The 26,400-nt window shown below is 44.3% G+C and carries 30 protein-coding genes and 1 pseudogene; 9 read left to right on the forward strand and 22 right to left on the reverse strand.

Annotated elements, in window-relative coordinates; translation table 11 throughout:
- Positions 1-89: 89 nt before the first annotated feature.
- The 3 genes from ACTRDR_RS12530 to ACTRDR_RS12540 form a co-directional block, all read right to left on the reverse strand.
- Positions 90-554 (reverse strand): Hsp20/alpha crystallin family protein, encoded by a 465-nt coding sequence (locus ACTRDR_RS12530; protein ID WP_118550954.1) that lies wholly within the window; start codon positions 552-554, stop codon positions 90-92.
- Between the two features lie 302 nt (positions 555-856).
- Positions 857-1,441 (reverse strand): DUF4352 domain-containing protein, encoded by a 585-nt coding sequence (locus ACTRDR_RS12535; protein WP_440527885.1) that lies wholly within the window; start codon positions 1,439-1,441, stop codon positions 857-859.
- Positions 1,442-1,560: 119 nt separating this feature from the next.
- Positions 1,561-2,025: a cupin domain-containing protein gene (locus tag ACTRDR_RS12540; RefSeq protein WP_118550952.1), complete on the reverse strand. Its 465-nt coding sequence runs from the start codon at positions 2,023-2,025 to the stop codon at positions 1,561-1,563.
- A 108-nt stretch (positions 2,026-2,133) separates the two neighbouring features.
- Here ACTRDR_RS12540 and ACTRDR_RS12545 point away from each other — a divergent pair, with 108 nt between their 5' ends.
- The 3 genes from ACTRDR_RS12545 to ACTRDR_RS12555 all read left to right on the forward strand — a co-directional run bounded on the left by ACTRDR_RS12545 (position 2,134) and on the right by ACTRDR_RS12555 (position 4,542).
- The gene (locus tag ACTRDR_RS12545) at positions 2,134-2,613 is read left to right on the forward strand and encodes an S-ribosylhomocysteine lyase (RefSeq protein WP_440527886.1); all 480 of its coding nucleotides are present in this window, start codon (positions 2,134-2,136) and stop codon (positions 2,611-2,613) included.
- A 34-nt stretch (positions 2,614-2,647) separates the two neighbouring features.
- Positions 2,648-3,346: a 5'-methylthioadenosine/adenosylhomocysteine nucleosidase gene (locus ACTRDR_RS12550; RefSeq protein ID WP_440527887.1), complete on the forward strand. Its 699-nt coding sequence runs from the start codon at positions 2,648-2,650 to the stop codon at positions 3,344-3,346.
- A 161-nt stretch (positions 3,347-3,507) separates the two neighbouring features.
- Complete coding sequence (locus tag ACTRDR_RS12555; RefSeq protein WP_440527888.1) at positions 3,508-4,542, forward strand: M42 family metallopeptidase; 1,035 nt, start codon at positions 3,508-3,510, stop codon at positions 4,540-4,542.
- A 104-nt stretch (positions 4,543-4,646) separates the two neighbouring features.
- Here the strand turns inward: ACTRDR_RS12555 and ACTRDR_RS12560 are convergent, their stop codons facing one another.
- Together ACTRDR_RS12560 and ACTRDR_RS12565 are read right to left on the reverse strand one after the other, a co-directional pair.
- Entirely contained in the window at positions 4,647-5,099 is a 453-nt protein-coding gene (locus ACTRDR_RS12560; RefSeq protein WP_440527890.1) for a GtrA family protein, read from the reverse strand.
- A 194-nt stretch (positions 5,100-5,293) separates the two neighbouring features.
- Entirely contained in the window at positions 5,294-6,256 is a 963-nt protein-coding gene (locus tag ACTRDR_RS12565) for a D-2-hydroxyacid dehydrogenase (RefSeq protein WP_440527891.1), read from the reverse strand.
- Positions 6,257-6,423: 167 nt separating this feature from the next.
- Here ACTRDR_RS12565 and ACTRDR_RS12570 point away from each other — a divergent pair.
- Positions 6,424-6,607 (forward strand): annotated as a pseudogene (locus tag ACTRDR_RS12570) (hypothetical protein).
- Between the two features lie 113 nt (positions 6,608-6,720).
- Here ACTRDR_RS12570 and ACTRDR_RS12575 read toward each other — a convergent pair.
- Together ACTRDR_RS12575 and ACTRDR_RS12580 are read right to left on the reverse strand one after the other, a co-directional pair.
- A complete protein-coding gene (locus ACTRDR_RS12575; RefSeq protein WP_022153088.1) occupies positions 6,721-8,070 on the reverse strand; it encodes a glucose-6-phosphate isomerase in 1,350 nt (449 codons plus the stop codon).
- A 173-nt stretch (positions 8,071-8,243) separates the two neighbouring features.
- A complete protein-coding gene (locus ACTRDR_RS12580) occupies positions 8,244-9,011 on the reverse strand; it encodes a hypothetical protein (protein ID WP_440527893.1) in 768 nt (255 codons plus the stop codon).
- 216 nt (positions 9,012-9,227) lie between these two features.
- Here ACTRDR_RS12580 and ACTRDR_RS12585 point away from each other — a divergent pair, with 216 nt between their 5' ends.
- Together ACTRDR_RS12585 and ACTRDR_RS12590 are read left to right on the forward strand one after the other, a co-directional pair.
- Positions 9,228-9,470, forward strand: coding sequence for a TIGR03905 family TSCPD domain-containing protein (locus tag ACTRDR_RS12585; RefSeq protein ID WP_022153086.1), 243 nt, complete (start codon positions 9,228-9,230; stop codon positions 9,468-9,470).
- Between the two features lie 31 nt (positions 9,471-9,501).
- Positions 9,502-10,578 (forward strand): undecaprenyldiphospho-muramoylpentapeptide beta-N-acetylglucosaminyltransferase, encoded by a 1,077-nt coding sequence (locus ACTRDR_RS12590; RefSeq protein WP_440527895.1) that lies wholly within the window; start codon positions 9,502-9,504, stop codon positions 10,576-10,578.
- A 12-nt stretch (positions 10,579-10,590) separates the two neighbouring features.
- Here the strand turns inward: ACTRDR_RS12590 and rsmA are convergent, their stop codons facing one another.
- From rsmA to ACTRDR_RS12610, 4 genes are read right to left on the reverse strand one after another with little or no spacing between them, the layout of a single operon-like run.
- Positions 10,591-11,445 (reverse strand): 16S rRNA (adenine(1518)-N(6)/adenine(1519)-N(6))-dimethyltransferase RsmA, encoded by an 855-nt coding sequence (rsmA, locus tag ACTRDR_RS12595; protein ID WP_118692793.1) that lies wholly within the window; start codon positions 11,443-11,445, stop codon positions 10,591-10,593.
- Positions 11,446-11,486: 41 nt separating this feature from the next.
- The gene (locus ACTRDR_RS12600) at positions 11,487-12,605 is read right to left on the reverse strand and encodes a DHHW family protein (protein WP_440527897.1); all 1,119 of its coding nucleotides are present in this window, start codon (positions 12,603-12,605) and stop codon (positions 11,487-11,489) included.
- 20 nt (positions 12,606-12,625) lie between these two features.
- Positions 12,626-14,041, reverse strand: a complete 1,416-nt coding sequence (locus ACTRDR_RS12605) for an MBOAT family O-acyltransferase (RefSeq protein WP_440527899.1) — start codon at positions 14,039-14,041, stop codon at positions 12,626-12,628.
- A gap of 16 nt (positions 14,042-14,057) precedes the next feature.
- Entirely contained in the window at positions 14,058-14,708 is a 651-nt protein-coding gene (locus tag ACTRDR_RS12610; RefSeq protein ID WP_440527900.1) for a DUF4358 domain-containing protein, read from the reverse strand.
- 336 nt (positions 14,709-15,044) lie between these two features.
- Between ACTRDR_RS12610 and ACTRDR_RS12615 the strand changes: the two genes are divergently transcribed.
- Positions 15,045-16,598, forward strand: a complete 1,554-nt coding sequence (locus ACTRDR_RS12615) for an ABC-F family ATP-binding cassette domain-containing protein (RefSeq protein ID WP_440527901.1) — start codon at positions 15,045-15,047, stop codon at positions 16,596-16,598.
- Between the two features lie 17 nt (positions 16,599-16,615).
- Complete coding sequence (locus tag ACTRDR_RS12620; protein WP_440527903.1) at positions 16,616-17,362, forward strand: copper homeostasis protein CutC; 747 nt, start codon at positions 16,616-16,618, stop codon at positions 17,360-17,362.
- On the opposite strand, the gene ACTRDR_RS12625 is transcribed toward ACTRDR_RS12620, so the two are convergent.
- The 11 genes from ACTRDR_RS12625 to ACTRDR_RS12675 form a co-directional block, all read right to left on the reverse strand.
- The gene (locus tag ACTRDR_RS12625) at positions 17,352-18,128 is read right to left on the reverse strand and encodes an HAD family hydrolase (RefSeq protein WP_440527905.1); all 777 of its coding nucleotides are present in this window, start codon (positions 18,126-18,128) and stop codon (positions 17,352-17,354) included. The two genes, ACTRDR_RS12620 and ACTRDR_RS12625, sit on opposite strands and share 11 nt — an antisense overlap.
- A gap of 20 nt (positions 18,129-18,148) precedes the next feature.
- A complete protein-coding gene (locus ACTRDR_RS12630; protein WP_022153335.1) occupies positions 18,149-18,619 on the reverse strand; it encodes a GNAT family N-acetyltransferase in 471 nt (156 codons plus the stop codon).
- A gap of 52 nt (positions 18,620-18,671) precedes the next feature.
- Positions 18,672-20,018 carry an ATP-binding protein gene (locus tag ACTRDR_RS12635; protein WP_440527906.1) on the reverse strand — a complete coding sequence of 449 codons (1,347 nt, stop codon included), beginning with the start codon at positions 20,016-20,018 and terminating at the stop codon, positions 18,672-18,674.
- Positions 20,019-20,222: 204 nt separating this feature from the next.
- Entirely contained in the window at positions 20,223-20,738 is a 516-nt protein-coding gene (locus ACTRDR_RS12640; protein WP_440527907.1) for a helix-turn-helix domain-containing protein, read from the reverse strand.
- A 103-nt stretch (positions 20,739-20,841) separates the two neighbouring features.
- Entirely contained in the window at positions 20,842-21,159 is a 318-nt protein-coding gene (locus ACTRDR_RS12645) for a TfoX/Sxy family protein (protein ID WP_117963304.1), read from the reverse strand.
- 50 nt (positions 21,160-21,209) lie between these two features.
- On the reverse strand, positions 21,210-21,404 hold the full coding sequence (locus tag ACTRDR_RS12650) for a hypothetical protein (protein WP_440527909.1): 195 nt from the start codon (positions 21,402-21,404) through the stop codon (positions 21,210-21,212).
- A 68-nt stretch (positions 21,405-21,472) separates the two neighbouring features.
- Complete coding sequence (locus tag ACTRDR_RS12655) at positions 21,473-22,000, reverse strand: NUDIX domain-containing protein (protein ID WP_178710144.1); 528 nt, start codon at positions 21,998-22,000, stop codon at positions 21,473-21,475.
- 98 nt (positions 22,001-22,098) lie between these two features.
- The gene (locus ACTRDR_RS12660) at positions 22,099-22,626 is read right to left on the reverse strand and encodes a hypothetical protein (RefSeq protein ID WP_440527911.1); all 528 of its coding nucleotides are present in this window, start codon (positions 22,624-22,626) and stop codon (positions 22,099-22,101) included.
- Between the two features lie 110 nt (positions 22,627-22,736).
- Positions 22,737-23,114, reverse strand: coding sequence for an SdpI family protein (locus ACTRDR_RS12665; RefSeq protein WP_440527912.1), 378 nt, complete (start codon positions 23,112-23,114; stop codon positions 22,737-22,739).
- A 36-nt stretch (positions 23,115-23,150) separates the two neighbouring features.
- On the reverse strand, positions 23,151-23,561 hold the full coding sequence (locus ACTRDR_RS12670; RefSeq protein ID WP_176935498.1) for a TIGR04076 family protein: 411 nt from the start codon (positions 23,559-23,561) through the stop codon (positions 23,151-23,153).
- 461 nt (positions 23,562-24,022) lie between these two features.
- Positions 24,023-25,045, reverse strand: a complete 1,023-nt coding sequence (locus ACTRDR_RS12675) for a glycoside hydrolase family 5 protein (protein WP_440527914.1) — start codon at positions 25,043-25,045, stop codon at positions 24,023-24,025.
- 227 nt (positions 25,046-25,272) lie between these two features.
- Between ACTRDR_RS12675 and ACTRDR_RS12680 the strand changes: the two genes are divergently transcribed.
- Positions 25,273-26,016, forward strand: coding sequence for a helix-turn-helix transcriptional regulator (locus ACTRDR_RS12680; protein ID WP_440527916.1), 744 nt, complete (start codon positions 25,273-25,275; stop codon positions 26,014-26,016).
- Positions 26,017-26,400: the final 384 nt, after the last annotated feature.

Below are 26,400 nucleotides of genomic sequence, written 5' to 3' on the forward strand. Positions count from 1 at the left end.
TCCGTTTGGAGAAACTCCGATGCACTCAACAGGCTAAAGCCCATAAAAAAACCGCTGCCCTTACGGGCAACGGTTTTTGTATTCAGAGATTATCCCTCAATGGCGATGTATTTATTGGTCTCCACTGCAGGTTTTGCTTCCTTCTTAGGAACATTCAGGGTCAGGATACCATGTTTGAACTCACCCTTGATATCCTCCTGGGTCAGGTTGTCACCAACATAGAAGCTACGCTGGCAGGAACCTGCATAACGTTCCTTGCGGATGTACTTGCCGGATTTCTTCTCCTGCTCATCCTCATCCAGACCCTTGGCAGCCTCGATGGTCAGATAACCATCCTCCAGAGATACCTTGATCTCATCCTTCTTGAAGCCGGGCAGGTCAACGATCAGCTCATAGCCATCATCGTTCTCCTTGATATCGGTCTTCATTACATTGTGTGCATGTCTGCCATACAGTTTCTTCTCTATCTGATTCTCTGCTCTGTTGTCAAAGAAAGGTACATCGTCAAAAAAGTCATCAAATAAGTTCTCTCCAAAAATGCTAGGTAATAACATAAGTCATCTCTCCTTTTCTATTAAACATATGTCGGTGTCTTTCGATACCTCTTACCTTTTCCATCCTCCGGTAACCACCATCGGACTTCCGAACCAGTCTTGGATTTCTGATCTCGATCTTCTTTCATTCTCTTGATCTTTCTTCCTCTCCCTTGTTCTAGCTGTACTATAACACCTATATATTAGTATGTCAATTAAGGAAAAATTATATAATTATAAATTAAAAATAAACAGCAAAAAAGACCGGAGCACTATGATCCACAGGGCTTCGGTCCTTACTCTCATAAATAATATAATTGATCTTACTTATCCTTTGCTGTGAAATATACGAAGAACACGTCTCCCTCGGTCTCATTGGAGAACTGCTCCAGATAAGAAATAGAGTAATCCTTGGAATCCTCAGGTACTTCAAATACCAGCAGCCCGGTTCTCTCTTCGTTAACACTCAGATCGTACTCTTCCGGCAGCTGATCGTCGCTTACGGCATCACCATAATAGGTAATCGGTGCATCATAAGCATCATCATCGTCATCATCGCCCCACTGGATCTGGAAATCGGTATCATACATAGTAACAGTAGAACGATCTGTGTTCTTAACCGTTATTTCTGCTACCAGAAGCTTATTTCCCTCTGCAGGTGTATATCCTTCAAATTCCTTGCAGGTATACGCGCTGTTTACTGTGTAGTCGAAGAAATAAGTTCTCATTACATCTCCGATACGTCCCTCTGCATATCCGTCGTCATCTGCGGTTACCACACCACTGTTACTGCTTCCGCTGTTGGAAACAGCTCCCGCCAGGTTCTGAACAGCGCTGTCCACAGGACCACATGCTACCAGGCTGAAAGCCAGTACAGTTGCTACCATAATTCCTGCAAATTTCTTCATTTTTCTTTTCTCCCTCTCATAAACCTTGTTTACATGCAGCTATTTGCATGCGAAGCCAGTATAACACACAAATCGACAGAGCGCAATACTTTATTGCGCTACCTTGTGAATGTAAGTGCTTACTCACGGGTCAGCCGCAGGATCACTTCTCTGTGTTCCGGATATTTTTCCAGTAATTCTTTCCGGTCAAACAGTTCAAATTCTTCATATTTAAAACAAGGGGACACCATACATCCCACCAGGCTGAATCCCTCCTCTTCCATGGCAGAACCGAAGATCATTCCCTTCGGAACCAGTACCTGAGGCACTTCGCCCTTTTCCAGATCCAGTCCCAGCTTCGCAGCGGTCAGTTTTCCTTCCTCATCGATCATATAGATTGTCAGTGCATTGCCATCATGGTAATACCACACCTCGTCCGATTTCAGGCGGTGAAAATTTGAAACTTCACCCTTTGCCAGCATGAAATAAATGCTGCTCCACAGATCTCTGTCTTCCTTTTCCAACAGGCATTCTTTAAAATAGCCACCCTCCACATGGGGTTCCATTTCCAGATGTTCAATATAATATTCCGCTGAATGTTTCATAAATGCTTTCCTCTCTCCGACTATTTCTTTTTCCATGAAATTAGTGTATACTATGCAGAGAAAAAGCGCAATTGCAAAAGTACTGCATGGCGCGGAATGGAGAATTTTATGGAAAAAATAGCCAGCTTCACCATTGACCATATCAAGCTGCAGCCCGGTGTCTATGTATCCCGTAAGGATCACATCGGAGCAGAAGTCATCACCACCTTCGATCTGCGTATGACCAGTCCCAACGAGGAGCCGGTGATGAATACCGCAGAAGTTCACACCATCGAGCATCTGGCTGCGACCTTCCTGCGTAATCATCCGGAATACAAAGACAAGACTGTCTACTTTGGACCCATGGGATGTCGTACCGGTTTCTACCTGCTGTTAGCCGGTGACCTTTCCTCTAAGGATATCGTCCCCCTGATGGTGGAAATGTTCGAGTTCATCCGCGATTACAAGGGCGAGGTACCCGGTGCATCTCCCAAGGACTGCGGCAACTATCTGGATATGAATCTGGGCATGGCAAATTATCTGGCAAAACGCTATCTGGATCATGTGCTGTACAATATTAATGACAGCCGCCTGGTATATCCGGAGTGATTATAATTTTTTAAGAAAGAACAGGAAAACACTCATGAAAAAAATCGGAATCATCGGTGCCATGGAGCTGGAGGTAGAGACTCTCAAAGCTCACATGACCACCACCAAGATCACTACCAAAGCCCACATGGAGTTTCACGAAGGCACATTAAACGGTACTCCCGTTGTCATCGTCCGCAGCGGTGTCGGCAAAGTCAATGCCGCTCTCTGTGTACAGATCCTGGCAGATCTCTTCGGAGTTACTGCTATCATCAATACCGGCGTGGCAGGTTCCCTGAATGCTGCCCTGGACATCGGAGATATCCTGATCTCCAGGGATGCGCTGCATCATGATGTGGATGCCACTATTTTCGGTTACAAGCCCGGTGAGGTTCCTCAGTTAGGCTGCCGGGAATTTATCGCAGATGAACATCTCGCTCAAGTCGCTGTCTCCACCTGTAAAGAAGTCAATCCGGACATTCACGTTCATACCGGGCGCGTGGTCAGCGGTGACCAGTTCATTTCCAGCAAAGAGGTCAAGACTCGTCTGATTCAGGAATTTCAGGGAGATTGTGCTGAGATGGAGGGGGCTTCCATTGCCCACGGTGCATACTTAAACGACATTCCTTTTGTCATCATCCGTGCTATCTCCGATAAAGCAGATGACAGCGCCGAGATGGATTATCCTACCTTTGAAAAGGCCGCAGCACTGCATTCCGCCAAGCTGGTAGAAGCTATGATGCCCCTTATTTAAAAAACATTTGAAATATCAGCATTTTAATACCTTTATATTCTTCTGAACACAGCTTTCCAAATCTAAATCGAGTAATTATGAGACAATACAAATTTTACTTGTATTATGGTTTCATATGCTGTTTTCAAAATGAAGATAATAATGAAAGACAGGTTTTTAATATGAAAAAAGAAAAGAAATATATCGAATATATCTTAAAACAGGCAGAAGCCCTTCTTGCCATCGACAGCCCTTCCGGATTTACCGAGAAAGTGACCGACTATCTCTGTGAAGAATATAAACGCCTCGGCTACAAACCGGTCAAGACCAAAAAAGGCGGTGTCCTCGTAGAAATCGGCGGTAAGGGTAATGCTGTCCTGACCATGGCTCACGTAGACACCCTCGGCGGCATGGTGGCAGAGATTAAAAATAACGGCCGTCTCCACCTGACCAAAGTCGGCGGTTTAAATGCCAACAATATTGAGACAGAAAACTGCCGTATCTACACGCTGGACGGTAAAGTATACGACGGTACCGTACAGCTGACCGACGCTTCCATCCATGTCAACGACGATTATCAGAAGTCCGAAAGAACTTTTGACTCTGTGGAAGTCCTTTTGGACGAAAAGGTTTCCTCCAAGGAAGAAGTCAAGGCACTGGGAATCGAGAACGGTTCCTTCGTCTGCATGGATCCCCGTACCCGTATCACCGAGTCCGGCTACATCAAGAGCCGTTTCCTGGATGACAAGCTCAGCACCGCTATTTTGCTGGGATTTGCTAAATATGTAAAGGACGAAGATCTGAAGCTGTCCCGCAAAGTCTACCAGCATATCACCGTCTTTGAGGAGGTCGGCCACGGTGCCTGCGCTTCCGTTCCGGAGGATGTGGAGGAACTGCTGTCCGTAGATATGGGCTGCGTCGGAGAGGGACTGGAATGCACGGATCGTCAGGTATCCATCTGCGTGAAGGACGGTCACGGGCCTTATCATTATGATGTAGTCAAAGCCCTGATCCAGGCTGCGAAGGACAATCATATCGACTACGCTGCAGATGTCTATCCCTACTACGGTTCCGATGCTGATGCCGCATTAAGCGCCGGCATCGACGCCAGACACGGGCTCATCGGCCCCGGTGTCTATGCTTCCCACGGCTATGAACGTTCCCACAAGGATGCCGTTGCCGCAACACTGGAATTATTAAAGGCTTATCTGGCATAACTCCAAATATAAATTGCACATAAAAAGCAGTCCGAAGACCGACAGATTTTCTATCTTCTGCCGGTTCCGGACTGCTTTTATAATACTCTCGCAAGTTAATATATTTATTTTGCCTCTTCCGCTTCGTCGTCTTTTTTCTTGTTGAATACGAACAGCTTACTGAAGACATAGTTGCCGATGATGACCAGAACCGCAGAGATCACGGTTGCAATCAGCAGGTTTACACCGACTGCGGTCAGCACCTGCATCACTACCATATCCAGGATCAGGGTAGATACTCTGGAAAGGACGAATTTCGGAGCCTCCGAAAGCATCGGTGCGTTGCTCTTAAATACGAACTTACGGTTCGTGAAATATGCAAAAATAACACCGGCGGTCCAGTTAATAATACTCAATACAACATTCTGGAACGGTGTGGGATACATCGTATTGTCAAATAACAAGAAGTTTGCTAAGAACTTCGCTGCCCAGGATACGACCGTGGTCAGTCCACCTACGATCAGATATGCAATGATCTCTTCATACTTGATCCACAGTGCCTTTATTTTTTCTACCATATTGTTCCTCATTTCTCTGTGCTTGGATTAATACTATTCAGAACCCCATTCGCAAAATCGCTCTTTCAGAGTTTTCCCAAATAGTTAAACTACAGATAACAAATATACACAAATATCCCCTTAAATGCAAGCATTCCGAAGACATTTGTGTATATCTTAATCACTGTTTATGAAATTCTATACTGTAGCAGCGCTTATAAATTTACCACATTCCGGTTCTCGCCGCGCATAAATGCCTTGATATTCTCATAGACTCCCTGCACGCAACGGGTACGTGCTTCCACGCTTGCCCATGCCAGATGAGGGGTAATGATCAGCTTGTTGCTGTCCTTCAGTTTGCTTAACGGATTGGACAGCTCCAGGGGCTCCTTCTCCAGCACATCCAGACCTGCTGCCTGGATCTCTCCTGCCACCAGCGCCTCATAGAGATCGGCGTTGTTCACTACCGGGCCTCTCGCCACATTGATGAGAACCGCCGTTTTTTTCATCTTACGGAGAGCTTCCTTGTCGATGAAGTTGCGGGACAGATCACTCAACGGACAATGCAGGGACAGAAAATCACTCTCTTTTAATAAAGTATCCTTGTCCACCTGGGGATAATCCGTGCAGGTGCTCTTGCCGGTGATGGAATAGAAGATCACCTTACAACCGAAAGCCGTTGCGATCGCTGCGGCTCTTCTACCGATATTTCCCATTCCTACGATGCCCCAGGTCTTGCCTTCCAATTCATAAAAAGGTCTGTCAAAATTAGAAAAACGGTCCTGTGCACTGTAAGCGCCGGATTTTACATATTCATCATAATAAGGCAGCTTCTGGCTCAATGCCAGTGCCAGGGTAAAGGTATGCTGTGCTACCATGGCTGTGGAATAGTCCACCACATTTGCCACCTTGATTCCTCTGGACTTGCAATATGCCAGATCACAGTTGTCGTATCCGGTGGCAAGTTCACAGATCAACTTCACGTTCGGACAATTTTTCAGGGATTCTTCTCTCATCGGAGCCTTGTTGCAGACGATAACATCCGCATCTCCTACACGCTCTGCCACTTCTTCTACCGTAACCGTATTGGGATAGGATGTTACTTCTCCCAGTTCATAAAAACAATCTACCGGCACATCCGTACCCGCACTGTTTCTCTCCAGCAATACAATCTTCATTTTTACCGTTCTCTCCTGTTCTTTTGTAGTATTTGAATCATCATTCTATGTCACATAAACATCTTCGTATCATGTTCATCAATGATACAAGCATCTTGATTCTCTTACACTCATTATTCTATAAAATGATGTCGGGGTCATAAGCCCCCGACTCTGATGCCTACGGATTGTTCCGTGCTACGCACTCTCACGTCTCCGCTCCGCTTCGGTCCGTGCTAAACATGTGCCACTGGCACATAGCACCCTACCCTCTATTCGCATATCGTGGGATTATCATCCCACTTTTATGCTCATATCGGGGCGGGTCCTAAGGTCTTTCACCCACTTATGAGCAAGCTCATGTGGGCTTAGACCTTTTGACCCTGGCATCCTAAAATATAAGCTTATAATACAACAACAGCGTAATGAAATCAATTCATTACGCTGTCTTTTATACTTTGCAGATATATGATTGCTTGTAACAATTACAGTCTCTTCAGCAGTTCTTCTCTCTGTGCCTCGTAACCGGGCTTGCCAAGCAGAGCGAACATGTTCTTCTTGTAGCTCTCTACACCGGGCTGGTTGAAAGGATTTACACCCAGCAGGTATCCGCTGACACCACATGCGAACTCGAAGAAATAGAACAGCTCGCCAAGATAGAACTCATTTACCTCGGGAACGGTTACCATGAAGTTGGGAACCTGACCGTCGGTATGTGCCAGAATGGTTCCGTTCATAGCACTCTTATTGACGAAATCAACGGTCTTGCCTGCCAGATAGTTCAGACCATCCAGATCAACAGGCTCTTCGCCGATCGTAAGCTCCTCTCTCGGAGTGTCGATGTTGATTACGGTCTCGAACATTACACGGGAACCGTCCTGAATGAACTGACCCATGGAATGCAGATCGGTGGTCAGATCCACGCTTGCAGGGAACAGACCCTTGTTGTCCTTACCTTCGCTCTCACCGAACAGCTGCTTCCACCACTCACTTACATAGTGAACAGCGGGCTCGTAGTTCGCCAGGATCTCAACACTCTTGCCCTTGCGCAGTAAGATGTTACGCAGAGCTGCATACTGCAGCGCATCGTTCTCTTCGAAATCATTCTCCAGGGCACGCTTTCTTCCGCTGGCTGCACCTTCCATCAGCTTGTCGATATCAGCACCGCTGACAGCGATAGGTAACAGGCCTACAGCGGTCAGTACGGAGAAACGTCCTCCTACATCATCAGGTACTACGAAGGTCTCGTAGCCTTCCTCATCGGACAGATGCTTTAAGCTTCCCTTCGCCTTATCAGTGGTAGCATAGATTCTCTCTGCCGCACCCTTCTTGCCGTATTTAGCTTCCAGCTTCTCCTTGAATACACGGAAAGCAATAGCGGGCTCTGTGGTGGTACCGGACTTGGAGATCATGTTGATGGAGAAATCTCTGTCGCCTACTACATCCATCAGGTGCTTCAGATAGGTGGAGCTGATGGAGTTACCACAGAAGTAGATCTCCGGAGTCTTACGTACACTCTTATCCAGCACATTGTAGAAGCTGTGGCTTAAGAACTCGATAGCCGCTCTGGCTCCCAGATAAGAACCACCGATACCGATAACCAGCAGAACGTCGGAATCGCTCTGGATCTTCTTCGCTGCTGCCTTGATGCGGGCGAACTCTTCCTTATCGTAATCTACGGGAAGATCGATCCATCCCAGGAAATCATTGCCTGCGCCGGTCTTGGATACCAGGGTCTCCTTCGCATCCAGGGTAAGCTTCTTCATGTAACCGATCTCTTCTTCAGAAATAAAAGAGCCGGCCTTGGAATAATCAAATGTAACTTGTCTGCTCATAATGCTCCTCCTTATATCTTTCAGATATATCACATACTTAACAAAACTTTTCTGATCCATATTTGCATAATTTTTTTGTGAAGCTTTCTTTTTGCAAATATGCCCCAGATAGTTTTTATTTTAACAAAGTTACATTCCATTTTCAAGATGTATATCGAAATCGTTTCCATTTATTATACAGTAAGCAGTTCCTGCAAAAGTGCCTGTAATTCTTCCTCCGTGACGCTTGAAGATTCATCCTGCTGAGCCATGCCTCTGTCTTCCATTTTCCCGGGCATCTCATGTTCCGTGGAAAATACCTCTCTTCCGGTCTCCCGAACCATCTCCTGCGGCTGTGCAGCCCTCCCCCGGATCGGCATCAACTCCACTGTCCGCCTGCCGGGGAGCTTCGACGCTCCGTACAGTCTCTCGTAGTCCTGCTCCGTCACCGGGATCCTGCCGGACAGGTGATTTTCCAGATAATCGATCAGATTCGTCTTCAGTACCCGCTGCTTCCCCTTGATATCCACCAGCGCCGACAGGGAAAAATAGAGATACAGCCCCAGGAAACTCGCAATATAAAAAGGCAGTATCTCACCTAACATTCTTCCGTCCAGAATCCCCTTACAGATCCCCACTCCCGCAAATACCACAGAGAACAGCATGCACTGCCCGGACAGATGATACCATGCATCAAAGGATAAATGTCCGAAGGACAAGCGGTTTAAGAACTTGTCCACAAACACCGGAATATTGGACACGCCTCCGTTCAGTTGGTAACAATTTGCGAATTTGACCTTGCACTGTTTCAAAAGCCGGTTTCCCGTAGTTGCCATATTGTCCGTTTCCCGGATCATTGTATGATACATCCACGCCAGCATCAGACGCACCAGCACGCTGAGGCACAAAAATACCAGGATCCCCGCCGTGATCACTTTTTCTTCTTTAAATATCGTAAACATCCTCAAAACTCCTTTCCGTCGTTTTCTCAAGTATAACGTATATATGTCATGTTTTGTACGTTTTTCCATCGTCATTTTTCTACTGTGTCAGACAGGAATTATGAGCTTTCTACATTTTTTATAACAAGAAAAGAATTCTGACATTATTGTATAAACCATAAAAATCTGCTATAATCAGTCTTTAGTGATTCTGTTAGAAAAGAGGTTGATTTACTTATGATATACAAGACAAAGGGTACTTGCTCCACTATGATCGACGTAGAATTAAAGGACGGTGTCATCGATTCCGTTAAATTCACCGGCGGATGCAACGGCAACCTCCAGGGCATCAGTGCTCTGGTAAAGGGCATGAAGCCGGAAGAGGCCATCAGCCGTCTCAAGGGGATCCGTTGTGGTTTCAAACCTACCTCCTGTCCCGACCAGCTGGCTCACGCCCTGGAAGAAATGATCGCAAAATAATAAACAGGTTACCGAAAGGCATTGAGATTTTATGAAAAAAATAGTACTGACCGGCGGCGGAACTGCCGGACACGTTACACCGAATATTGCATTGTTACCGGCGCTGCAGGCAGCCGGCTATGAGATTGCCTACGTCGGTTCCTATGAAGGCATCGAGAAGAAGCTGATCGCCGACTTCAATATTCCTTACACGGGAATCTCCACCGGCAAATTCCGCAGATACTTAGATCCGAAGAACTTCTCGGATCCTTTCCGTGTCATGAAGGGATTCGTGGAAGCACGCAATTATCTGAAAAATTATCAGCCGGATGTCGTATTTTCCAAGGGAGGCTTCGTAAGCGTCCCCGTGGTCCGCGCTGCAGCTTCCTTACATATTCCCTGTATCATTCACGAATCGGATATGACTCCGGGGCTGGCAAACAAGCTGTGCATTCCTGTAGCGGAAAAGGTATGCTGTAATTTCCCGGAGACCATGAAGAACATCCCCGCAGATAAGGCGGTGCTCACCGGTTCTCCCATCCGTGCGGAGCTGGCCGAGGGCAGTAAGCTTGCGGGGCTTAACATGTGCGGATTTACTGCGAATAAGCCTGTGATCATGGTCATCGGCGGAAGTTTGGGTGCTGCCAATGTCAATAAGGCAGTCCGTGATGCCCTGCCGAAGCTGTTGGCGGATTTCCAGGTTGTACACCTCTGCGGCAAAGACAAGATTGACAATCTGTTATTAAACACCCCCGGGTATAAACAGTTTGAATATATCAAAGCGGAATTAAAGGACATCTTCGCCATGGCAGATATTGTGATCTCCCGCGCCGGAGCCAATGCCATCTGCGAGCTTCTGGCATTGAAAAAGCCCAACATCCTGATCCCCCTGCCTGCTGCCAGCAGCCGCGGAGACCAGTTGTTGAACGCCGCTTCCTTCGAAGCCCAAGGATATTCCATTGTCCTGAATGAGGATGATATTACGACGAATCTTCTGGTAGATAAAGTACATGAACTGTACTTTAACCGCCAGAATTATGTGGACGCCATGAGCAAAAGCCATCAGATGGATGCCGTTAAGACCATTATGGAACTGATCAATGAAGCGGCAGATAAAAAGACGAATTAGCATCTTAACAATCTAAATAAGATCACTCAGCTGTGCAAATTGTTCCAGCGTCAGTGCCTCTCCGCGAACGGTAGGTGACAATCCCATCTGTTCGAGAGCTGCTGACGCTGATTCTTTTGTAATTCCGGGAAGTCCCGCATTGCCGAGACCGTTCACCAGAGTCTTTCTTCGCTGGTTAAAGGAAGCCCGGATCAGGGAAAACATCTTCTTCTCATCCTTTACCTTCACAGGCGGCTCTTCATAACGGGTCAGACGGATCACCGCACTGCCGACATTGGGTCTCGGAATAAAACAGTTCGGAGGAACGTTAGCCACGATCTCCGGCTTCGCGTAATACTGCACTGCCAGGGATAAAGCGCCGTAATCCTTCGTGCCGGGTCCTACCTGCATACGATCCGCCACTTCCTTCTGTACCATGATCGTAATGCTTTTCAGCGGTACACGGCTCTCGAACAGTCCCATAATGATCGGTGTCGTGATGTAATAGGGCAGATTTGCCACGACTTTTATGGGGCGTCCACCATTTTTCTCCTCCACCAGTCTGTTAATATCCACTTTCAGAATATCATCATTGATCACTGTTACATTATCGTAATCCTGCAGAGTCTCCTCCAGGATCGGAAGTAACGCCTTGTCGATCTCCACCGCCACAACACTGCCCGCGCGCTCCGCCAGATACTGTGTCATGGTGCCGATGCCCGGACCGATCTCCAGCACACAATCCTCCTTCGTGATCTCCGCGGAAGATATGATCCGGTCTAAGACCGTCGTATCTATCAGGAAATTCTGTCCGAATTTTTTCTGAAAATTAAAATGGTATTTCTGAAGTACCGCGATGGTATTCTGGGGAATTCCCAAATAAGCCATGGTAAACCTCCTTATATTACTTATGTTAATAATGTGAATCCTTAATAGAATTTAAAATCCTCTAAAAAGTGAATGCAGTCATACAGTACCAACACATCCATGCCCTGCTCGGGCTCGTACTGCTCCATGAGCTGGAACAGTTTCCCGTTAAAATACCGAAGATCCACCACATAGATCGTCTCATAGTGCGCCGTCAGCAGCGGGATCATGCTGTTCGCATAGGAATCCTTGATCACAAAAAGCGTCTTCCCGGCATTATATCCCGTATGGATCTCTATAAATGCATGATTATCATTCAGGAAAAATCCGTACTGGTTCTTAGTCTCCAGATATTCCGGGGCATACAGAGAGTCCGCCGTATCTGCAAAATCATAGGTGACCGTTACCGGCTTTTTCTCCGTCTCGGGAAAATACTGTATCTTATCCTTCGTCCAGGCCACATTGATCCGGGACTGCAGGGTCCCCTGAAAATCCTCCGACACTGTCTTCATGCCTGCCGTATTATACGGATAGGGGAATTTCCCCATGCTGTCTGCCCATGCCAGGAATCCGTAATAGGCTCCGAGGCTGGTCCAGTGATGATCCGTGCGGTAATAGATCGGTTCCCCCGCATGCTCCTGCAATGCGGAATACACATCAATATAGTTCTCCTCACCGACAGATTCCTTCACCTTCGCAAGCAGTCTCGTCTCATCATAACAGGGCGCAAAAGCCGGCAGCTTATCTGTCAGAATATTATCCGCCGTAGGTACCAGCATGACTTTGGCATCCCACCGGTTTACCAGCTTTTTCAGGGAAACGATGCGGGAATCCTCCATCTGCTGTGTGTATTCCTCCGGATCGTTTACCCCGATCAGGTAATGATCCGATCCCAGATATACGCCGTTGACCTCCTTTTTCCGGAACAGAATATCCGCGCGGGTCTTAATTCCCACCCATTTATCCCGACCGGTGAACTGATCGGACATATATTCTTCATAAGCATCCCCGTATTTCCCGGAGAGGAGACTTTCCCAGGAAAAAACAGGCCGGGACGCTAGTACTCGGTTCTCCGATTCCGAATAGACTCTGTCGCTGTTGCACAGATCGGCAACTCCCAGAACGAAAAGCACCGCACACACCAGTCCCACCGTCAGGAGAGCATTTCTTTTTTCATCCACACGCTGTTCCTCCTTCCCGGTCAAAATCTAAAATACAAAAACGGATTATAAGACGCATCCACAATATAAGCGATCGAAAGTATCAGTAACGCTGCGGGGATCACCTTTTCTCCCAGGCGGTAAAGTGCCATGGCGGGTCCGGTCTTACTGCTTCGCAGTGCATGCACCAGGTGGTTTCCAAGGGGCAGGCATGCGATCAGAGCGATCACCAATAATACCAGATACTCATTCCCTAAAAACAGAGCCTTGGAATTCACCAGTCCCACACCGTTTAATCCAAACATCGTCTGCAGATATGCCAGAATCTCTCCCGGCTTCTCCAGTGCGAAAAATACCCAGCTGATCAGGACCACCGCCAGTGTATAGACTCTGCCAAACACCACCGGTGCATTTTTCAGGATTTCTCCCAAAAACAGTTTTTCCAGAATTAAAAACAGGGCAAACCAAAGTCCCCAGAACAGGAAATTCCACCCTGCTCCATGCCAGATTCCCGTCAGCGTCCATACGATCAGGATATTGAGGATCTGTCTGGGCAGACCCTTACGGTTGCCTCCCAGCGGAATGTATACATATTCCTTGAACCAGGTGCTTAAGGAAATATGCCATCTGTGCCAGAAATCTTTCACGGAAGCTGCAATATACGGATAATTAAAGTTCTCCGGGAAATGGAATCCCAGGATGGCTCCCAGCCCGATCGCCATATCCGAATATCCGGAAAAATCAAAATAGATCTGGAACGCAAAAGCGACAATTCCAAGCCATGCCATCAGGACACTCATCTCACTTTTTTCCAGTGCTGAGACCTGCTGCCACAAAAGTCCCAGGTTATTGGCAAGCAGTACTTTTTTCGCAAGTCCCGTCACAAAACGTTTCACACCGTAACCGATCGTCTCCATATCCGCATGTCTGTCCTGCAGATAGCGTTCCACCTGATGATATTTTAAGATCGGTCCCGCGATCAGCTGCGGGAACATGGTCACATAGACACCGAACTGTAAAATATTGCGCTGCGCTTTGACATCTCCTCTGTATACATCGATCACATAAGACATGGTCTGGAAGGTGTAAAAAGAGATACCGATGGGTAACGGAAGCCCCAGCAACGGAAGCGATGTTCCAAACACTGTATTCACCGTCTGCAGCAGAAAATCGGCATATTTAAAAAATCCCAGGATAAACAGGTTGATAACAACAGAACATAACAAAAAGATCCTGGAGCGATCCTCCCCCCTATATTCCTCTATCAGCCTTCCCCATACGAAATCCGAAATCGTGGAAAAAAGCATCAGAAAAATATAGACCGGCTCTCCCCAGGCATAAAAGACCAGGCTCCCCAGAAACAGAACCAGATTCTTCATGTTCCGGGGAACCAGGAAATAGCAGATCATAAAAATCGGTAAAAACCGAAAAAGAAACAACACACTGCTGAATACCATTCACTCTACTCCGCATTTACTCCAGAGTCTGTCTGACAGCCTCCAGGGCAAGCTCATTCTGCTCCTGACAGTAAGTGATCACGGCCTCATCTCCCTGCTCTTCCACAGAGGAAGTGTCCGCGCCCAACTGTACAAAGCATACATAATCACCTATCCGTTCCACCCGGGATGCCTGAATCTTGCCAAGATTCATGGGATACTGCATCGTGTCATTCACCAGACTGTCACGGTAGGCGTTCAATGCATTTTCTACATCCTCTACCTTACCATCTTTTGCGTGAATAATCAATAAAGTATCTACATTGACACTGATCATGGGGCACTCACCCAGATAAGCATCATACAGATCTGCACTGACACCGTAGGTCTCATTCAGCATTTCCTCCGGGATCTCGGAATCCGGCCAGTAATCATCACCCAGCGCATCTGCCACTGCTTTTTTGGCGTTCTGTAATGCCGATGCCACATCTCCACTTTCCTGCTGTGTGCCGGCATTTTCCGCCTCAGTGCTCTCTGCACTCGTCCCGGTGGATTCCGCGGTGCCTTCTGTGCTTTCCACACCGGTCTCTGTAGCAGCACCGGTATCCTTGTCCTGCCCGTTTCCGCAGGCCGCCATGGACAGTGCCAAAGTACCCATAAGTAACATACATGCTAATTTCTTCTTCATAAAGTCTCTCCTCTTTTCTATGGGATATGCCCATACTTATTGTTATAGTGTCCCCACTATGGGGATGCCTATTCTATCAAACGACAAATACAACGAAAAGTTTCACATTACATTATATTTTCCTGCATTAAAGTCTTTCATTTTTACTGCGTAAGCGGATACATCATAGCACAGATTTATAGCACATCACAACTCAATTTTGCCTTTTTCCCGGCTTTTTACTTTGATTTTTGCCCTCTCCCCGCTTTTTACTTTACAAAAGGATAAACCCTACGCTATACTTGCAAAGGACTATTAGCGTGTATCCGCTGCATACGCAGCAGAATGTGAGGAATTATGAGTATATTAAACGTAGAACACCTGACCCACGGCTTCGGTGACCGTGCTATTTTTAACGATGTATCGTTTCGACTGTTAAAGGGCGAACATATCGGCCTCATCGGTGCCAATGGCGAAGGCAAATCTACTTTTATGAATATTATCACCGGCAAGCTCATGCCGGATGAGGGAAAAGTGGAATGGGCGAAAAATGTCCGTGTCGGCTATCTGGACCAGCATACCGTGCTGACTCCCGGCATGACCATCCGCCAGGTGCTGGCTTCCGCCTTTGACTTTTTATATGATATGGAAGCACAGATGAACGAGATCTGCGACAAAATGGGAGATGCCACTCCCGAAGAGCTGGAACAGTATATGGAAGATCTGGGGACGATCCAGGACCTCTTAACCATGCACGACTTTTATATGATCGATACCAAGGTGGAAGAAGTGGCAAGAGCCTTAGGATTGATGGAGATCGGTCTCGATCGTGATGTCACCGAACTGTCCGGCGGCCAGCGTACCAAGGTCCTGCTGGGAAAACTCCTGTTGGAGAAGCCGGATATCCTGCTCTTGGACGAGCCTACCAACTATCTGGATGCGGAGCATATCGAATGGCTGAAGCGTTATCTGAACGAATACGAGAATGCTTTCATTCTGATCAGCCATGACATTCCCTTCCTGAACAGTGTCATCAACCTCATCTATCATATGGACAACCAGGAGCTGACCCGTTACGTGGGCGATTACGACAAGTTCCAGGAAGTCTATGCCATGAAAAAGTCCCAGCTGGAGGCTGCTTACAACCGCCAGCAGAAGGAGATCGCCGATCTGAAGGACTTCGTGGCAAGAAATAAAGCAAGAGTCTCCACCCGTAATATGGCGATGTCCCGGCAGAAGAAGCTGGACAAAATGGATGTCATCGAGCTGGCTGCGGAGAAGCCGAAGCCGGAATTCTCTTTTAAAGAAGGACGTACTACCGGACGCATCATTTTCGAGACCAGAGATCTCGTCATCGGTTACGATGAGCCGCTGTCCAAGCCTCTGAACCTGTCTATGGAACGTGGCGAGAAGGTGGCGCTGATCGGTGCCAATGGTATCGGTAAGACCACTCTGTTAAAAAGCATTCTGGGTCTGATCCCTCCGCTGTCCGGTGAAGTGGAGCAGGGCGATTATCTGGAGATCGGATACTTCGAGCAGGAAATGTCCGGCTCCGGAGACAACAGCTGCATCGAAGAGATCTGGCAGGAGTTCCCCTCCTTCACCCAGTATGAAGTCCGTTCCGCCCTGGCAAGATGCGGACTCACCACCAAGCATATCGAGAGCCGCGTCAAGGTATTGAGCGGTGGCGAACAGGCAAAGGTACGTCTCTGCAAGCTGATGAACCGCGCCACGAATGTATTGCTGTTAGATGAGCCGACGAACCACCTGGATGTCGATGCCAAGGACGAGCTGAAACGTGCCCTGCAGGAATACAAGGGCAGCATTCTCATGGTCTGCCACGAACCGGAATTCTATGACGGACTGGCTACCCAGGTATGGGATCTCTCCCAGTGGACCACGAAGATATAAATTGAGGAGGGATTATTTTGAAAGGATTATTGGAAATCTGCTGCGGCAGCTTCGAAGATGTAAAAACCGCCTGGCAAAATGGTGCCGACAGGGTGGAGCTTAACAGTGCACTGTATCTGGGTGGTCTCACACCTTCTACCGCCAATCTGATCTGTGCAAAAGAGCAGTGCAGCATCCCTATTGTAACCATGGTCCGCCCAAGAGGAGGCGGCTTCTGCTATTCACAGGATGAATATGAGACCATGCTCTTAGATGCCCGCATCCTTTTAGAGCACGGAGCTGACGGTATTGCTTTCGGCTTCCTGACAGAGGACCATGCCATCCATAGGAACCGGACACAGAAAATGATCGACATCATCCATAGCGCCGGAAAAGAAGCTGTATTTCACCGGGCGTTTGATTGTGTTGCGCAACAGGAACGTGCGGTGGAAGCATTGATCTTACTTGGTGCGGACCGGATCCTCACCAGTGGTGGTGCACCCGATGTATGGTCGGGCAGAACGCAATTGCAAAAGCTGCAAAGCCAGTATGGTAAGGATATCACATTTTTAGCCGGAAGCGGCGTGAATGCACAAAACGTAAACGCTCTGATGGAATATACGAGCATAGAGCAGGTTCATACATCCTGCAGAAGCTGGCAGCCGGATGCGACCTCCTCCCTGCAGGACGTGGACTTCTCTTATGATAGAAACCGAAAGAATGCATATGAAGCAGTGGATGCCGGAAAGGTGAAGGAAATGCGGGCAGCAATGCCTATATTGTAATCAGCCCATGTTCTAAGCAAAAATCGTAGACTCCGTCTTCTTCCACCGATTTGCACGTGCAGGTGGCGTGGGCTTTGATCTCATCCTTCGCATTCCCCATGGCCACACCGGTGCCGACTGCTTCCAGCATCTCGATATCATTGAAGCCATCTCCAAAAGCGATGGCTTCCTCCTTTGTAAAGCCAAAATGCTGAAGTACCGCGCGCACAGCGTTTCCCTTCCCACATTCCAGAGGAATGATATCAGCCGCTCTATCCCACCACGCTGTAATCTGTGTATGGTGCGTACCTTCCAGAATCCGCTCATACTCTTCTTCCCGGCAGGCGCACATCATCTGATAGATATCCTCACGAACCCGTTCATCGAATTGTTTATTGATTTTCAGCATCTCATTACCGAATCTGAAATACTGCTCCAGATCCGGATCTGTACCGTTGGTGATGATAAAATGTTCGTTACTTATCGCTACCGCCCTATGCATGTCTTTCAGATTCTGAAGGATCTGAAGCTTGTCCATCCGATCAAGCGGGCACTTAAAAATAATCTCGTCTCCTACTGTTACATAAGAACCGTTAAAGGTCAGAAGAGCATCGAAATCAATTCCCGGAAAACGCGGCGCCGACAGATATCCTCTTCCGGTCGCCATACACAGCTTCACCCCATTCCGACGAAGAGAAATTAATGCATGCAGCGTCCGCTCACTTAACTCTTTATGCCCCATCTTCAGAAGTGTCCCATCGACATCAAAAAATGCAATTTTAATCATACTTGCCACCTCTATCCGGCTCACAGGATATATTCCATCTGCCGTTCTTTTGTCTTCATTCCCATCTTTTCATAAAAGTGCTCTGCCGAAGTGTTGCCTGCCCAGACGTTCAGGGTTACTTCATAGCAGCCCAGTTCTTTTGCCTGCTGTTTCACATATTCAAACAGGCTTTCCCCGATATGCTGCCCCCGTGTCTGCTTGTCAACGCAAAGGTCATCGATAAACAGTGATTTGAAGGGGACCATATTAGTGGAAAAGGGTTGCTCCCTGAGTTGACAGAATGCATAGCCCATGCACAGATCGTCCTCGTCTACGGCTACATAGATAGGGTGATCCTCCTGTTGTAATAGCTCTGTCAGCTCGCAGGGGGTGTATTTCGTAGTACCCGGTATAAAAATATCCGGACGGATCTCTGCATGTATCTGTAATACCTGCCCCAACAGTGCAAGAATTCTTGGAATGTCCTTTTTTTCTGCCTTGCGAATCTTCATTTCTATTTCGCTCCTTTATTCGACAAATCCCGTTTTATTACTTCTCCCGGTGTTATAACCCTTCCATGTCTAGATCCACGATTAACTTTCCAATTTTCCGTTCTTTTAAAAGATAGCACATATAGATGGGAAGATATACCACGGCTCCCTCCTGTTCCATATTTGCTACCGATAAAACATATGCTTTCTCAATATGATATTCAGAAATTTTCATAAAGTTATCCAAGGATTTGTGTGCCTTGTAAGCTTTCCCGGATTTCACCTCAATGGGAACCACTTTCCCATCCATTTCGACCAAAACATCCAGTTCCCCTATATTTTTCTTTTTACAGAAAAAAGGTTCCAAACCATTGGCCGTTAATTGCTGTGCCACAGCATTTTCAAAGTGAGCACCGTTATTTACTTCGCTGTTTTTATTGATCAGTTCCAGTTTGGTTTCCGCCGGATATGCACTGGTAAGCAAACCGGTGTCATTGGAAAAAAGTCGGAACACATTACTGCTCTTGCTCGCTTTGAGAGGAATAACAGGAGCTTTCACGTTATACACCGGTAACGCAACTCCGGCATCTTTCAGCCATAAAAAGCTGTTTTCATATCTGTCAAACTTTAACTCTTTATTCAGCATTGTAAATACAAATTTTTTATTCTGTTTGTTCAATTCTGCCGGAATGATATCATAAATAGATATCAATTTCAGTTTTTTATCTTCACTCTCATATTGAGAGAAATCCTCTTTATATAGCGCAACGATATCCCGTTGTACCTTATCCACTTCCCGGATATCTTTTGTAGCAATATAGATTTTTACCGCATCCGGCATGCCTCCGACAATTAGATAGATAAAAAACAGAGACAATAGCTTCTGATGTATGAATTCATCCACGGGCTGACATGTTTCAAATTTCGCTTTCAACATTTCCAAAGTTGTTTTTGACACATTATTTGCTATCATGAATTCTTCAAAATCCATCGGATACATTCTCAAAACAGTTAAATATCCAACCGGAACCGACGTTATTCCCTTAAGCTCTACTCCTAATAAGGATCCGCTCATTACATATTTGAAGCTGCCTTCTTCTACAAGGAATTTTATTTTTGTCACTATTTCCGGACATTTCTGTATCTCATCAAAAAAGACGACCGTTTCCTGCGGCTTACAATCCTCCGGCATAATCATTTTTAATTTCACCAGGAACTCATTCGCACTCATTTTTACATTGAGATAATCCACCAAATCCGGCTGATCTATAAAATTAACTTCAAACTTACAATATCCGCTTTTGGCAATTTCCTCTCTTATCAGCCAGGTCTTTCCAATCTGTCTTGCGCCTGTTACCAATAATGCTTTATCCGATCTTTTCAACCATTCTTCTATGATAATAGAGTCTTTTCTATACATAAATTCCCTCCTCCCTTTTTAACAGTATCTCTTTTGCCCCGTTTTTTCAATATGATTTGTAATATTTTGCCCCGTTTTTTCAATTTTATTATATATATTTTGCCCCGTTTTATTCAATTTACCTGGTAAATAATTTTTTTCTTTCTCGTCGAATTCTTTTTTCCATGCAAAAATAATTGTTGTATCATCCCTATAAACTTGAAGTTATCGTTTTCTATATGTGAGTACAATCCCAATTACAGAACTAACAAAAACGAATGGTGCCAATCTTACAAATAAAAATTCAAAACCATGCAATAAAGTACCTGTAATCGCTAACTCTGGGTTATTAAAGTCCCAAGTCAAATATTCACTATTCATAGTTGCGAGAGCAATAAATACTACTGCAATAATTACACACACTAAAATAAGTGAGTAACGAATAGTTTTAATTTTTCTTTCGCTTTGTTTAGCAAATTGTAGATTGATGACTTCAAGTTTTTCAGAAATATTCTTTAAATCTCCCTTGTTCAAACATTCTTCTTGTATGGTTTCTCCTAGCAAGGTACTTACAGATGTATCAAGTTCTTCTGCCAACGAAACAAGCATACTTGAGTCAGGAACGGATAACCCTTTTTCCCATTTAGATACTGTTTGCCTTACTACATTTAACTTAATAGCCAATTCTTCTTGTGAAATTCCTTTTGCCTTTCGTAGATTTCTAATATTTTCGTTTAACATAACCTGTGCCTCCTTTGTTTTGATACAACTATTAAATGTCAAAACAGCCGTTGCCACAAGCAACGCAAATTAACATCTGTAAATATTGCTAAAAATTCCGATTTTATGACTTCTTCTTTTTTTGTGCAGGAAGTTCATCATACATAGCGACAAACAATCTTGTCAGGAAATTTTTGTTATCAACATTATCAACCAACAACATCTCTTTTGCTCCATCATAGGGCAACTCATAAATTGCATTAGGCATAAGTGAAACAGCAGATTTTACAGGTTTTACAAGCAACCTATCGTCATATATACCGCCAACAATTTTCTCACGATAATAGATGATATACTCGCCCATCATCGCACGGTATGAAATTCCTTCTAAATCGGATAACTGTTCCAATATAAAGGTTAAATATTCTTTACTTGAAGCCATATCTTTCTCCAATCTATTCTTATTTTTCTATTGGATAAACGAGAAGTTGTCTAATTCTTCAGCTTGGAAGTGTCTTCCAAATAAAATTCAAGATACCCACATTCAGGACAAACTGCAACACGAATCTTTCCGAGATTGTCCTTGAATATGCCTTGCTTCGTGATTTTTAATCCATAAGCTCCGCCTTCGACCTTAACATCATAGTTTTCTCTCATTTCACATTTGCAACGAATACACTTTCTCATTGTAATCTCCTCCCACAAATTCCGTTTTCTCAGTTTCAAAAACTGGAATTCGTTTAAATGAATCATTACTAAAAACTTATATCGATTATTTCTTTTGCACGATGTAAAATAGGTAATTCTCTATTTGCTACAAGTTTTCCCAATCTTGTATTCGCTCTATCTTCATACTCTTGAATTGCTTCTTCATATGACAATTTCAATGTTGATAAATGAAAACAATCTATCTCATCTTGCGTCAAATTCTTTTTTCCAAACGACTCTACTTTACACAAAAAATAATTATTAATATTATGTCTGTGAATCAGATTATAATAATCACTTACAACTCCAATTTTGCAAACCACTTCTACCTGTACCCCTAATTCTTCTTTAAGTTCTCTCTGAATGGCAGTAAGCAAATCTTCTCCATCTTCGACACCACCGCCAGCAGTTTCAATTAATGTTGCTTTTCCAAAATCATCATCTCGTTCTGCTCTTACAAAATAGAATTGTCCACTTTCATCATAAACGATTGCTCTGGCAATATTTCTATCATGATCAACATACTCAAATTGCCATTGGGTATCTTGTAAATTTATACTTACTTCTGTATTCATTATGCATTTCTCCCTATCATTGACATAAAATATGACTTCCCAAATCGACAAATCCCGATTTTTCGTTCTCTGCGCCTTCCCAATAAACGGGAAGTTGGTTACTTCTTGTAATTCATTTTCTTACTTAATACACCAAACAAAGCCAATAAAAATATTCCTATTCCAAGCGATACGCCAGCCACTTTCATTAATTCATTGTTTGTATACTCTGTATCCGGAAGAATCCCATACTTGTAATAAGAATAACTAACATGGTCTGTGGTATATGCAGCTATGGAGTCTCCTACATTATATTCCGAATATACAAATCCCGGTACTTGCATTCGCTTGTGATAATCATTCACTTTTCCATTGTTGTAGTAGAAGAAATAATTCTGAGATATCGTATCAGCCGAGGCATCTTCAACCCTTTTACCTGTAATCACAATATCCTCCATATAGTAATCTTCTCCCAGTACCATCTCTTCCATTTGTGTATTAAATGCTTTAGATGTCAAAAGTATATTTATCCAGACTGTAATGAAAGCTATACTTAAAATAATGAAACAAATCCAAAACAAAATTTTCTTTTGATTTCCTGTTAATATTTCTTTTGATTCTTTGTGCTCAACCAATTTATTACTCATTCCATAATACCTCTAAAGTACTTTTTTCTTCTTCCTTCCCTTCGTCCAAGAAGTGTATCTCACTCAAAGAACTCGGTCAATCCCGATTTCTCAGTTTCAAAAATTGGCATTTATCGTCTTGTTCCATTCTTATCAAAATTCTTTTTTAATGCTATTTCTGTTGGGAGAATAGACCCAATTAAAGGAATAAGTTGAACACCACAGATAATTCCTCCTATACTCCCAACACAATCTTCATTTTTTCCAATCACTAAAAGCATGAATATTACTGTTATCGGCAACATAACCATTCCACAGACATACCAGACTTTACCACAATATTTATGAGCAAATTCCCATGTGTCTTTGTTCTTCATAGACATCGAAGTCCGATATCCAAATACTGAATTTATTTCCTTTGGAGCCTTTTTCATAAAATATCTTCCAAAACCAATCATCGTAAATGGAAGAAGCAAATCCATAACCAACATAAAAATCCAAAACCCCATTGTAAACCTCCTTTACTACAACTCCCGATTTGTTTTTTATCCTGTATATGCATTTTCAGCAGTATTCTTGAAATCGTGTTTTTCTAACCACTGCTTTTCATCTTCGTTTTCCGGTATATCAATTCTTTCAATCTTGAAAATTACAGGGCGTGTGCCGTCATTGCAGCAGGCAATCATCATTCTTTCATCATTTGTCCAACCATGCATAATCGAACCACCCTGTAATGCTGTATAAACATACCTACTAATAGCATCCCATGCTTCTCCACAGAATTTTCCATTCATAAGATGATAAAAATCATCCTGTTGCGGTGTCCTTTTCAAAAGAAATGTATCTCCAACCTTAAAACATGGACACGGTCCTGATTTCGGGTCAGCAAGATATTTTTCCTGAAGTTCCGGAAAAACTTTTGTTTCCAATACAGTTATTTTACATTCATGTTGCATTCGCCAACACCTCCAAATTCCGATTGAGATTTCACCTGTTTTAAGGAATTTAATAATTGTTATATTTTGTTATCAAATTTCTCACAAGCTATTGAAAACACTAAGTTTGTGACAGGTGAGTTTGCCCTTATATGTTCATAAGGGAAAAAGCAAGGGCACAAGATGTCCGGTGGACATCTGCTCTGTGCCGACCGAAGCGGCAGCGGAGACCAACAAATCATATAACACAGTATAACACAAAATGAAACTGACATTAAATAAGCTTAAGACCGAAATTCATCAAATATGAATTTCGGTCTTTTTACTCAGTTTATGTATAAATACTTTTTAAAATTTTCCGTTCTGATTCTGCCATGTTGACTTATCAGCGATAGTCTCCATTACATCCCTGTGCTCTGCGATTTTTCCATTCTCAACTCTGAAAAGATCGTAGTAGCTTGTGAGCTTATTAGGATTTCCATTTACTTCCGGTTCCAAAGCTTCAGCAATTGTTCGCGGATCGGTGCATAATGTTCCCCAATAAGTCCGAAATCCATCTCCTTATAAGTCCAGACAGCACAGCCGATAGCGAACTGCCGGAATACGGTATCTACATCCGTGAACCAGCGCAGGGTATCTTCTACGGGAGCCTGATCAATAACACCGAATTCTCCACAGTACAAAGTCACTCCGGCATTTTTCGCAGCAGTAACCGCTTCCATTACCATTTCCGTAATAAATTCGGTTCCCATGGTCTGAGACTGTGCCTTGCAGACTACTTCTCCCTGATATCCGATGGGCAGCGACTTTGTACGATAATAGTCCATTGCTTCCGGATAATAGATATCTTCGGTCTGGCTGATGGTCGGTACCCAGTGTGCTTTCTGATGGGTAAACAGCAACGGCTCATAGAAATGGAACGTGAACAATATATTTTCATCCTTGGGCTTCTCTAACAGCTTCAATGTCTTCACACTGTTCCATTGAATTCCGCCGTATATAATAATGGTGTCTCTGGCTATTCGGCGAATAGCGTCCACCGTTTCCGCAATGAGCAGATTCCACGCTTCCGCATTTTCCTGCTCTACCACTTCATTCAGCAGTTCAAACGCAACATGAGTCTCGTTCGCATAATGCTCTGCAATCTTGATCCACAGATTTACAAAACGCTTCTGCACCATTTTATTTGTAAACAGAATATTTTTTCCCTTATCTCCGGCATTATTAAAATCATAGCCATACGCTTTATGCAGGTCCAGTACAATATTCAATCCCTGCCGTTTACACCATTCCACCACTCTGGTCACGTAGGCAAAGCCCTCTTCTCTGGTTCTGCCATATTCATCTTCCAGTACTTCATAATCAATTGCCAGACGTACATGGTCAAATCCCATGGAAGCAATCTTACGAATGTCTTCCTCCTGAATAAATGCATCGTAATGTTCTGTGCTATGCACACACTGAGATAAATAGCCACCTAAATTGATACCTCTCTCTAATTTCATGCTCTTGTCCTCCTGATCCTTCACAACGGAAAATTAATAATCCTGCAGTTCTTCTTTTCTCTAGCATATAATTTCAAACATCATTTATATATCGTTTCTATACTATTTTTATCGTTTTTATGCTATATTATATATAGCTATCAGTGTTCCACTATCTTCACTCCACAAGGGAAAGAATCGCAAAGCAGTTTTGAAAAGCATTTTCATAATTTCAGAAAGGTGTCCATATGAACATTCCTCAGGAACTTCTCTATCAACAATATGTCCGCAGAGAATTAGAGACTTATCGCGCCCCTTATGATCCGGAGCTGGAATTCTACAGCTATGTCAGGCAGGGAAATACTGAAAAAGTAAAAGAATTATGCCGTGAATCTTTTCAGGAAAAGAAAGGCCTGGGTATCCTCTCGGATTCTCCTCTGCAAAATCTGAAATACCACTTTGCCATCACCGCTGCTATGCTGGCAAGATACTGCATCGAAGGAGGTATGCAAGTCACAGAGGCTTATGATCTCAGCGACTACTACATTCATAAGGCGGATCTAATGAAATCAAAAAAAGAAATTTCCTCCCTGCACCTGCAGATGTGTCTGGATTACGCTACTCGTATGGAAAAAATGCATAGAAATCATGCCTGCTCCCGTCCGGTTGCCCAGTGTCTGGAATATATCTATGATCATTTACATAATCGTATCACTGTCCCGACGCTCGCCGCTCATGCCGGCATATCTCCCGGTTATTTAAGTCACCTGTTCGCAAAAGAGATGGGAATTTCTGTCAGTTCCTATATACAGAGCAAAAAAATAGAGACCGCTCAGAATATGCTTTGCCATTCCGATTATGCGATCTCTGTAATTTCTACTACCCTGGCGTTTCCCAGTCAAAGTTATTTCACATCTGTATTCCGGGAAAAGACCGGGAAAACACCAATGCAGTATCGTGCAGAACACTTCCGCACTTCCGGCATCAAATAAAAGTCCGGAAATGTTCTTGACTCTGCTGGCTATATGCTCCGCATTGCCTGCTGGGAAGCGGAGAAGAATTTAACAACTACTGTTTCCTTTTATCAAAAAAGGTAAGAAATAAAACGGTTCTAACAATAGCTTTTCTTCCTTTCCTGCATCTTTCTGTGATATTAAATATTCCTTCAATTCATATATTTTATATTATGTGCGTTTCTTCAATATTTATCGCAGTGGTTTTGTGCTTATATTCAAAAAGTTCTGTGGTTGTGGTAAATAATTTTTTTCTTTCTCGTCGGATTCTTTTTTCCATGCAAAAATAATTGTTGTATCATCCCTATAAACTTGAAGTTGTTTATCCAAAATGAAATGGAATAACCATATCAAGTAAAACTG

Source organism: Simiaoa sp. (assembly GCF_051972595.1).
Taxonomy (GTDB): Bacteria; Bacillota; Clostridia; order Lachnospirales; family Lachnospiraceae; genus Acetatifactor; species Acetatifactor hominis.